The organism is Vibrio sp. TBV020, assembly GCF_046056895.1.
Classification (GTDB): domain Bacteria; phylum Pseudomonadota; class Gammaproteobacteria; order Enterobacterales; family Vibrionaceae; genus Vibrio.
In genome coordinates, this window is record NZ_JBEEAQ010000003.1 from 1,771,563 (window position 1) to 1,781,457 (window position 9,895).

11 protein-coding genes are annotated in these 9,895 nt (G+C 36.9%); 7 read left to right on the forward strand and 4 right to left on the reverse strand.

Annotated features, from left to right (window positions below; translation table 11 throughout):
* Window positions 1-74: 74 nt before the first annotated feature.
* Together AAFX28_RS16235 and AAFX28_RS16240 are read right to left on the reverse strand one after the other, a co-directional pair.
* The gene (locus AAFX28_RS16235; protein WP_408689176.1) at window positions 75-1,268 is read right to left on the reverse strand and encodes a class I SAM-dependent methyltransferase; all 1,194 of its coding nucleotides are present in this window, start codon (window positions 1,266-1,268) and stop codon (window positions 75-77) included.
* A gap of 96 nt (window positions 1,269-1,364) precedes the next feature.
* Window positions 1,365-2,768: a methyl-accepting chemotaxis protein gene (locus AAFX28_RS16240; RefSeq protein WP_408689177.1), complete on the reverse strand. Its 1,404-nt coding sequence runs from the start codon at window positions 2,766-2,768 to the stop codon at window positions 1,365-1,367.
* Between the two features lie 97 nt (window positions 2,769-2,865).
* Here AAFX28_RS16240 and yccX point away from each other — a divergent pair, with 97 nt between their 5' ends.
* Window positions 2,866-3,138: an acylphosphatase gene (gene yccX, locus AAFX28_RS16245; protein WP_408689179.1), complete on the forward strand. Its 273-nt coding sequence runs from the start codon at window positions 2,866-2,868 to the stop codon at window positions 3,136-3,138.
* Between the two features lie 27 nt (window positions 3,139-3,165).
* On the opposite strand, the gene AAFX28_RS16250 is transcribed toward yccX, so the two are convergent.
* Window positions 3,166-3,495, reverse strand: a complete 330-nt coding sequence (locus AAFX28_RS16250; protein ID WP_408689180.1) for a TusE/DsrC/DsvC family sulfur relay protein — start codon at window positions 3,493-3,495, stop codon at window positions 3,166-3,168.
* 128 nt (window positions 3,496-3,623) lie between these two features.
* Window positions 3,624-4,292 (reverse strand): Bax inhibitor-1/YccA family protein, encoded by a 669-nt coding sequence (locus AAFX28_RS16255; protein ID WP_408689182.1) that lies wholly within the window; start codon window positions 4,290-4,292, stop codon window positions 3,624-3,626.
* Between the two features lie 663 nt (window positions 4,293-4,955).
* Here AAFX28_RS16255 and AAFX28_RS16260 point away from each other — a divergent pair.
* The 6 genes from AAFX28_RS16260 to AAFX28_RS16285 are packed head-to-tail and all read left to right on the forward strand — an operon-like array spanning window position 4,956 to window position 9,889.
* A complete protein-coding gene (locus tag AAFX28_RS16260) occupies window positions 4,956-5,504 on the forward strand; it encodes a hypothetical protein (protein ID WP_408689184.1) in 549 nt (182 codons plus the stop codon).
* A 12-nt stretch (window positions 5,505-5,516) separates the two neighbouring features.
* The gene (locus AAFX28_RS16265; RefSeq protein ID WP_408689186.1) at window positions 5,517-6,869 is read left to right on the forward strand and encodes a TolC family protein; all 1,353 of its coding nucleotides are present in this window, start codon (window positions 5,517-5,519) and stop codon (window positions 6,867-6,869) included.
* Window positions 6,856-8,073: an HlyD family secretion protein gene (locus AAFX28_RS16270; protein ID WP_408689188.1), complete on the forward strand. Its 1,218-nt coding sequence runs from the start codon at window positions 6,856-6,858 to the stop codon at window positions 8,071-8,073. Before AAFX28_RS16265 ends, AAFX28_RS16270 begins: the two co-directional genes overlap by 14 nt.
* On the forward strand, window positions 8,067-8,489 hold the full coding sequence (locus AAFX28_RS16275) for a hypothetical protein (RefSeq protein ID WP_408689190.1): 423 nt from the start codon (window positions 8,067-8,069) through the stop codon (window positions 8,487-8,489). The genes AAFX28_RS16270 and AAFX28_RS16275 overlap by 7 nt, the downstream gene beginning before the upstream one ends.
* Window positions 8,482-8,931, forward strand: coding sequence for a hypothetical protein (locus AAFX28_RS16280; protein WP_408689191.1), 450 nt, complete (start codon window positions 8,482-8,484; stop codon window positions 8,929-8,931). The genes AAFX28_RS16275 and AAFX28_RS16280 overlap by 8 nt, the downstream gene beginning before the upstream one ends.
* A gap of 7 nt (window positions 8,932-8,938) precedes the next feature.
* Window positions 8,939-9,889 (forward strand): hypothetical protein, encoded by a 951-nt coding sequence (locus AAFX28_RS16285; RefSeq protein ID WP_408689193.1) that lies wholly within the window; start codon window positions 8,939-8,941, stop codon window positions 9,887-9,889.
* Window positions 9,890-9,895 lie beyond the last annotated feature (6 nt).

The window sequence follows — 9,895 nt, forward strand, 5'->3', positions numbered from 1 at the left end:
ATCTTTTAGTATTAGTAAAAAGAAAGGGTTGACACCAAGTGCCAACCCTTCCAAAAGTAGCTCGTAACTCGCTTCTACAGCACCTTACAAGCAAAGCCTTTGAGGTAAAAACCTTCTGGGTATGCGCTGTCAGTAGGGTGATCTGCCGCTTGTTCAAAGCGTTCAACAAACTTCACTTGTCGGCCAGAGTCTACAGCTGCGTCTGCGATGACTTTTTGGAACAAATCTGCACTCATCAAGCCAGAACAAGAGTAGGTTAGTAGTGTTCCGCCTGGTTTTAGAATCTGCATGGCTAGCATGTTGATATCTTTATAACCGTTAGCCCCTGAAGTCAGGTTGTTCTTACTTGATACAAACTTCGGCGGGTCCATCACAACCACATCGAATTTAGTACCTTGATCGCGATATTCGCGAAGCAGTTTGAATACATCTGCGTTAAGGAATACAGCGCGTTTCTTTGAAATATCGAATTCGTTTAGCTCTGCGTTGTACTTAGCTGTATCTAATGCAGGTTGGGATACATCCGCATTGATAACGCGTTTTGCGCCACCTTTTAGAGCATAAAGACCAAAACCACCAGTGTAAGAGAAACAGTTCAAGACTTCTTTGTCTTTCACGTACTTCATCGACTGTAGACGGCTATCACGTTGGTCAAGGTAGAAACCTGTTTTGTGGCCACCGATGATATCAACACTGATCTTGACGCCGTTTTCTTCAATAACCACTGATTTAGGTGGCTCTTCACCATGTAGAACGCCTGTGGTTTGCTCTAAGCCTTCTTTCTTGCGTACTGCTACGTCTGAGCGCTCGTAAATATGGCACTCAGGAAATACCTCTAGAAGGGCTTCAACAAGTACTTGTTTATTGAACTCAGCGCCAGCACTCAACAGCTGACAGACAAGGTAGTCTTGGAATTTGTCGATTGTGATACCTGGTAGGCCATCAGATTCAGCGGCAATCAAGCGGTAACCAGTTAAACCATCGCGCTCGATGATATCTTCACGTAAAAGTTGAGCGTCTTGGATACGCTTAACAAAGAACGACTTATTAATCTCTTCTTTATTGAAGCTCCACACGCGCGCACGGATCTGGGAGCTTGGTGAGTAAGCCGCTTTGGCCAGCCACTTTCCATCGTGAGAGAAAACGTCCACAGTCTCGCCTAGTTTTGGTTCACCTTCTACTCGGTGAATACCGCGAGAAAACACCCAAGGGTGCTTGCGACGAAGGGATTTATCTCGGCCTTTGACTAGGTAGATAGCTGGAGTCATTGGTTTACTCAATAGGTTGTTTTTAGAGGAGGGGTATTTTCAAGGAAGTGTATAGGAATTGCAAATAAAAGAGCCGCCTAGTGGCGGCTCATGACTTTATGCTTTTAAACCAGTAAGCAGGGCTTCCATTTGGTCACTCTGATTTCTTAGCTGTTCTATATTGGAGTTGGTCGCATTAATCATACTGCAGACATTGTCTGATTGGACGCGAATCTCTTCTACGCTTGCGGCAATGTTATCTGCAACAACACCTTGCTCTTCTGCTGCAGTCGCGATTTGAATGCTGCTGTCAGAGATAGATTGGTTTTTCTCCGCGAGTGAGCCAATCTCAACATTAACTTCAGACATCAATTGTTGACCTTCCGAGGCGTTGGTCACTGTCGTTTCCATTAATTGAGTCAACGATTGGCTATTGCGTTGTAGAGCTTCAATCATAGTTTGAATTTCAACGGTAGCTTGTTGAGTTCGACCTGCTAGGGCACGGACTTCATCAGCAACTACTGCAAAGCCGCGGCCTTGTTCTCCTGCACGGGCTGCCTCAATAGCTGCATTAAGTGCGAGTAGGTTCGTTTGTTCAGAGATACCGTTGATGGTGGTAACCACTTCATCGATTTGAGCGGCATTCGCATCAAGCTCCGCGACCGCTTCAGAAGCAGAGCGAATCTCGTTTGAGAGTAAAGAGATAGAGCTAAGCGTATGTCCAACTTTTTGCTGGCCTTGTGTTGCAACACTTCTCGCATCTTCAGTTTGAGTGCTTGAGTCATGGGCAAGGTTTGCTACTTCACGAATAGTGGAAGCCATTTGCTCTGTGGCACTGGCAAGAGAGTTTAGATGTTCTTGCTGTGTACCTGAAACATTCGCACTTTGAATGTTTGATTGGTTTAAATCAGAGCTAATTTGCTGCATTAAAGCGATCGATTCTTGGATAGAGATAACCAAGTTTTGTTCGCGTTCTGCTACCTGATCTATCGTGATAGCGATTTCACTAAATTCGTCGCGTACCTTGAAGAAGTTCATACGGCTTGTTAGGTCACCGCTAGCAAGTGTGCTCAACGCTTTGTTCATGGTAAACATTGCGCCGCCAATGAACGTCATGATGTAGTAAACGCCAAGGGCAATAAGAAATAGGGTAACAAGAACGATAGTGATATGAGTTGTAGACATTGATGCCCACAGGTTTTGATCATGAGTAGCGGCGATACTGAATTCACCACCATTGACCGGAATAGAACCTTTGCCTGATGCAAATGTTATTGTTTCAGAACCATTGATGATTGAAGTGACTTGGGTCTGAGTTAGGTTTCCTGCTTCAATCAGGTCACGCATCAAAACCAACTCATCTTGATATAGATGATTAAGCATTTGATCTGCAGTGTTGTCCAAAACCAGTGTAAGAACGACCAATGCGATCAAAGGAAGAAGGAAGAGCAAGTAGAACTTTTCTTGAATTTTGAGATGAATGAGATATTTGTCAATCCAGCGGAATGGTATTTCTTTCATAATTATTATATCCAATTGAGAAAACCCATATTTCCATTATGGGTGGAGATTAAAACCGTTTAAATATATCACTGAGTAATGATTAGAGGTATACAGAATGCAAGAAAGTTGCGAGAAGTTCACGGTGTCAGGCCTTGTTCAAGGTGTCGGGTTTAGATATTCGACATCCTATGAAGGGCAAAAGCTAGGAGTTAGTGGTTACGCTAAGAATTTATACAATGGAGATGTAGAAGTTGTGGTTTGCGGCTTGCCTGAACAGATTGAGGTAATGGCACATTGGCTTGAACATGGCCCTAGAACATCTAGAGTGGATAGTGTGGTGAGAGCTGCAATTCCATTTAAACCATTTAAGGGGTTTAAGATTCTGTAGCATGTAACTACAGAATCGTCGTCAGCATTATAAACACTTGGCGGGCTTTGGTAAGCCTGCAAGCTTAGTTGCTTGCTTTGCTGGTCCTTGTTTGAATAGTTTGAACAGATACTTACTGTTGCCTTTTTCTGGTCCGTGCGCTTTTTCCATTGCTTTAACTAACATTCTTACTGCTGGAGAGGTATTAAATTCCACGTAAAAATCACGAACAAAATGGACAACTTCTAAATGTGCTTCGGTTAACTCAATACCTTCTTGCTCAGCAAGAATTTCAATCATTCCTTCTTCCCACTGGGTATGATCTAACAGATAACCCTGCGCGTCAGTTTCGATTTGTTTACCGTTGTATTCAAACATCTTACGATCCTAATAACATAGATATTCAATAGGGTAGCGCAGCATACCGTGATTAAACAATATGGCAAGTATGAAAAAGCCCGGCAGATTTAGCTGCCGGGCTTTTAAAGTACAAATCGTTTAAACGATTAATCGTCGTTCATAATACCAAGAATGCTTAACAAGCTTGTGAACAGGTTAAGGATGTTTAGGTACATTGATATAGTAGCACTAACGTAGTTTGTTTCTTCACCACGTACGATACGGCTTGTGTCGTATAGAATAAAGCCAGAGAACACTAGCGCCGACATGCTGCTGATTGCTAGTTGGCCGATAGTAGAGCCAACGAAGATGTTGATGATAGCAGCAACAATAACGATGATTAGACCAGCAATCAGGAAGTTACGCATGAAAGAAAAGTCTTTCTTGCTGCTGATTGTGTAAGCTGAAAGGCCTAAGAACACCATGCCCGTTAAGCCAAGAGCCTGAGCAATGATAGAAGGGCCGTTAGCGATTGAAGCATAGTAAGTCAGCATTGGACCTAGAGCGCCACCCATTAGAGTTGTGAACACGAAAGTCCATACAATACCCATTGATGAGTTGATGCTTTTTGGTAGTGCGAAGAAAAGAATACCGATAGCGGCAATTTGCATAACAAGAGCCATCATTGGTGAAATACCAATCGCCATTGTTGCCATTGCAGCTACTGCACTTGTTACTAGCGTCATTGATAGTAAGAAGTAAGTATTCTTAAGTGTTTTGTTGATCTCAAGTGTATTTTGAGCACTTGTAGAACGAGTAAACATAGGGCTGTTCATGATCTTCCTCGTAAGGTTTTATGTTTATAACTACATTTATGAGGTTGAATGGCCAAAAAATCAAGCCCCAATTAACGTTGTAGTAAATAAAATAATAATAGAAATAAAAACTTAAGTGTTTTGAAAGATGTAACACAATATGACTTATCTAACAATGTTGGAAATGAAGCTCAACATCTATGTTACATTTGAACGACTTCAATCAAGTAGAACTAGATAGTCTAATTGCTGCGAGCCTTATTCATAGAAGTCTTGGATGAGTTTAAGACTGGCGAAAGAAATTACATACAGCAATGTCCTGAACAGAGACAATTACCTAAAAAGCATAGCTTAGAGGTAATGTGCTTTGAATCAGTAGTTGTCTGTTGAAAGATGTGACGAGCTGATTTGTTACTGGTTTGATTGCATATCGAAAGTGTAATTCTTAAATTGTTTTGTTAACTCTTACATAATTGGATACTTAAAGTTCTAATTTATGGAATGCATGTAAAACTATTTACTAATGTAATAATGAATACATTTAATTCATATAATCTCATTTGTGTGTAGGAATGTTCTTGCTGATGGGGTTGGCTATAGCAGTTATTTATATTAATTAATACTATCAGTACCAGATAAAAACTAATGGCTAAATGCTAGCCACTCAGGACTTCTGGTACTCAAATGCGTATTCTAATATATTCAATATTTGCACTTCCCTTAACTGTTCAAGCAGTGGAAAACGATGGTTTTCTTTCTCACTTGTCTGATGAAGACTTCTTATCAAAAAACAACCCTTCGATTGTTTCATTTGGAATGGGTGCTCATAGAATCAAAGCCGGCAATGCGAACGGAGTATACTTAGCTGGCATAAAATCGATTAAGGATAGCAATTTCGGAATCTATGGTCGAGGTGAGTTAATTTCTGATAAATATAAGACAGGACATTTTTGGTCTTGGAATATGGCATTAGGTGCGGGGTACTATGTCTCAGAAGACTTTATACCTGTTATGACGGTGGGGAAATGCTTTTCCAATTATTCTACATGTTATTTCAACTTACGACATCCTACTGCAAATGATGACGATATAGACGCAATTTACTATGGAACAGGTGCTTATTTCAAAGATGTTATCTTTGATTACGGTGTTTGGGAGGTAATGGCTGACTGGAGTCCATACAAGGGCTATAACGGAATGTCATTATACTTAGGTTACGGTTTTAAGTTCTAAATGGAAAAAGATATGAATTACATCAAATCATCACTTTTCTTATTCTTTTTTTCATCTTTGGTACAAGCATCTACGAACCTAGATCTAGATTTGAATCTAAATATTGAAGAGCCGGTTTACACTAAAGATATAAACATTCTATTTAAGGATTCGATCGAGAATTCATACAAAGTCTTGTCAAAAAAATATGCAATCGAATCAAAAAGTCATCTTTTTGATTCTGCTAAGTATTATTATATACCTAATGTTTCAATTACTTCTCAAGTAAAGGAGAAAATGGATAGGCCTGGACATCCATCGCCATTTACAGAATTTACACTTGATCTTTCTGCTAAAATGAAACTATGGAGTAATACAACATCTGATCAAAAAGATGCTGCATATTTTTATCTAAAGTCTGCTAAAGATCAGTACAATGAAAGTGTTAGTGAAATATTCAGAACAGTAAATTTAAATTTATTGAAAATTGAACTATCTAGGCAATTTCTTTCTAGAACAAAAGAATATCGTAAACGTATGGATGTTCTACTAGATAAGATGGATATTTCTACTAACTCTGGATTGTTGAAAAAATCAGATAAGATATTCGCTGAAGTGACGGTCAAAAAGTTTGATGAATCTGTACTTAATGTACTTTCTCAAATTGAACAATATAGAAGTCAAATCGATAATATCACTTCCAAAAGATTGTATGATGATGAATATGGGTTGAGCAACTCTTACATTGATTCTGTAATGTCTGTTAATAACGAATATTTTGATATTGATACTATAATGAAAAACAACTTCTTAGTTTTATCTAAGAAAGCAAATCTTATGGCTGAGAAGAAAACTGCTGAGTCGAGTAATGAATATTTTTCGATTGAATTACAAACAGTTCATGACATAAAAGAACATGAAAAATCGAGCACGAAGAATGATGAAAACCAGGCTGTGTATGGATACACATATGATGACAATGGCGACTCTTATGTTGGTGTACAGTTTTCTTTTAATGGACTTAATTATGCAAATTATAAAACACAATTAAGTGAATATGAGCTTTACAAGCAAAAAATGATTGAGTTTGATGAGTTCGTTCATGGGATTAATATCGAAATAATTGCTTTGAAAGAGCAATATCGATTAATAAACGAGCGAATAACTAATGTAAATAATCAAGTTAATTTGACAACCGACGTCATTGAAAATCAAATGAATGAAATGAAAGTAGATGAGTCTACTGTATTAGATATTTTCCGAAATGTATCATCCTTGTCTGATTTAGAAATGAGTTACCTGATTGCACAAAATGAGTTGGTTGATACAGTTAATCGTATCTACGCGTTAAATTCGGTGTTACCAGCAAATTATGTTATTAACTAAATCAATTAAGGCTTGTTTGGCGTTTATAGTCTTATCGCTTATGCTCTATGTGACATTAATTACTAAGTTTGATGTCATATCAGAAGGTGAAGGCGTACTGTCTATAAATGATAGTAACGTTAATATACTTTCTCCATCATCGGGGATTATTCAGGATATATATATTACAAGAGGGGATCATGTAAAAGATGGAACGAAACTTCTTACTATTGGAAATATAGAAGATCGACATAAACGCGAGTTGTTAGAATTTAATAGTGATTTTTATTCGAAGAGAGTTGATGAGCTATCTAATGACCTGTCAAAGTTAAAAGAAACCTTTGATAAAGGTTTCCCTACAGATGATAAAACGGGTTCTTCTAAGCTCTTAAAGGTAAAAAATCAATATGAGGCATATGAATTCAAAAAAAATGATCTAATTAAGAAGAGAAATGATTTCCTGATTAAGGATAGAAACTTCAAAAATCAAGAATTTCTTCTTGAAGAAAAAAGTAATCTAATAAAAGAATCCTTGGGGAAAACAGTTCGTTATTTGGACTCTAAGCTTGATGTGGAAAAAATAAAACTTCAAGCAATTGAAAGTAAGTTACTGTTGAATGAAGCAGAGAGCTTAGTTGAATTAGCGTATCAAGATTTCACTCAGCTAACACTCGACTTGATTAGCCAAACTGAAGATGAATTGAGACGTTCTGAAGAACAACTTTCATCAAACTTGTCAGAATTTAATACAGTTACAGATAGAATTCAATCAACAACTATTAATTCCAATATTGATGGCTCAGTTTTATCGTTGAAAGTAGGTCTCGCGAAAGGTGTATATATTGAGCGAAACTCAGAGATACTAACCCTCAAAAGAAACGATGATGGTGTTTATGTTGACGCTAAGTTTGATTCAAAATTAAGACCTTATTTGACAATAGGTCAGCAAGCAAAAGTGAAGGTAGATGCCCCTGGAATAAGAGGTTTTTATTATGGAGAGATAAAAGATATAAGTGTTGATTCATTTGAATATGATGAATATTCGAAAGAAGGTCGTCGATATTATAACGTTAAAATTTCATTCTATGAAAATAAGGAAGCAATCAAAAAACTAAATGGACTATTAGGTCTGAAAACTACTGTTTATGTTATTAATGATACAATGACATTTTTTGAATATATAACCTCAGTGTTTAACAAAGATTTGGACTTTTCAGTATGGTAGGATTCATTGGAGCTTTGTCTTCGTCATTATGTATATTAATACTGGTATTTATTACTTTGATTGTAGGTTATATTGATTCATTATTGCCAGAAGCTTCAGTATTTAGGATTGATGAAGCAACATATAGATACCCAATATCTAGTTATTATGTGACAGATGAGGTAATAAACGAACTTGATATAATAATTGATGATTTAAGTATTAATAAAGGTTTTTCTACAAAGTCCTTAGAAGTGGGCTGTAGTTCTGGCTTTGATATTGATATACAATCGGCAAACAATTTGATGGTTTATAATACAATAAAGACAAACAATAGTCTGAATCTAGAAGCATTGATGAATGATCAGCCTAGTATTGATACAAATAAACTCAACTACTGTTATATCGATATTTTAGGGAGTGAAGGTAGTGGATGACGAAAATTTAGGCCCTATGGTCGACGCACTTACTGGTGCGATGAGTGCGATATTGCTCGTAACAATATTTTTAATGGTTAATACAATGTCCTCTGTTTCTGAGTCGGTTAAAGAATATGGAAAAGAATCTTTGTATAAAAACCAAGAAATGGTGTCTGATATCTTTAAAAGAGAGGCGCCACATTTGTCTTTAAATGATAATCGAGTTTACTTTTTCAAGTCTTTCAAACTAAACGAAAATCAAATAACTTTATTAAATGAAGAGTTTGAACTAAACAGGCCAAGAAAACTCATTATCTACTCAGATAGTGATGAGTCAGTCATTACATATAACACATTATTATTTATAGAAAGTACAGTTTTAAAAAACTATATAGATAACTTAGAGATAGTTTATTTTCCATCACTAAAAGATGGATTAACAGAATTTTTTTGGGAGTGATTTTGCAATGAAGTACATAGGATATTTCCTTTTTTCTTTGATGTTCGTGCTTGTTGGGTACGTGGATGTAGTTAAATCTTTTTTCTTGTCATCTTTAGACTTAGCGCCAGAGATTACTTACCTAATAGTCATATTTTATTGTTATATAGCAATAATGTCGGTGCTATTGGACGTCTTTCCAAATTTGGTCGGTAATCGTGCTTCAGTGTTCAAAGGTCATTTAACGATGGCTTGCTCTGTGATGGTATCACTCGGTTTGGTTGGTACCTTCTTAGGTTTGGTTGATATGATCTCGGGGATCGGCTCGGCGTTAACTTCGGATGCTACCGACTTTGCGCAACGCATGGAAAATCTTTTAAGTGCAATATCGTCTTCTTTAGGTGCTATGTCATTTGCATTTATGACTTCAATACTTGGTGTCGGTATTTCTGCGTATTCGATGGTTGCTGGTAATTTTGTTGTTACTTCATTCTCTGATTCTCAGAAAGAAAAAAATAACACTCTGATTTCAAATGATAGTTTTAACGCAGATTTCAAAGAGCGTCTGGATTTTATTGAAGATAAGGTAAATGTTCTATCCCTTCAATCTAAAGAAGGAGATGTCACCCCTTTAATAATTTTTGAATCGCTAACCAAGCAAAACTTACAACTAGTCGAATCTCTAGAGCTTATGATTGAAAAGCAATCAAAGTCATATGAAAAAATGGAAAAGTCTATTTCTCAACAGTGCAATGATAGATCTTTGCTAGCTAATGAAATGAAGGTCAACAACGAGCATTTAGCAACGTTATCAAAATCTTTAAACGATTTCGTTATGGCAAATAATAAAAGCTCCTCTCTTTTAAAAGCGGAAGTTAAAAAGAATAATGAATATTTAGAAAGTATGAAAGAATCTACTGAAAAGGCTTTTGTAACGATGAATGATTTTATGTCGAAAGTTAGAAGAATTCTTAGCTAACATATA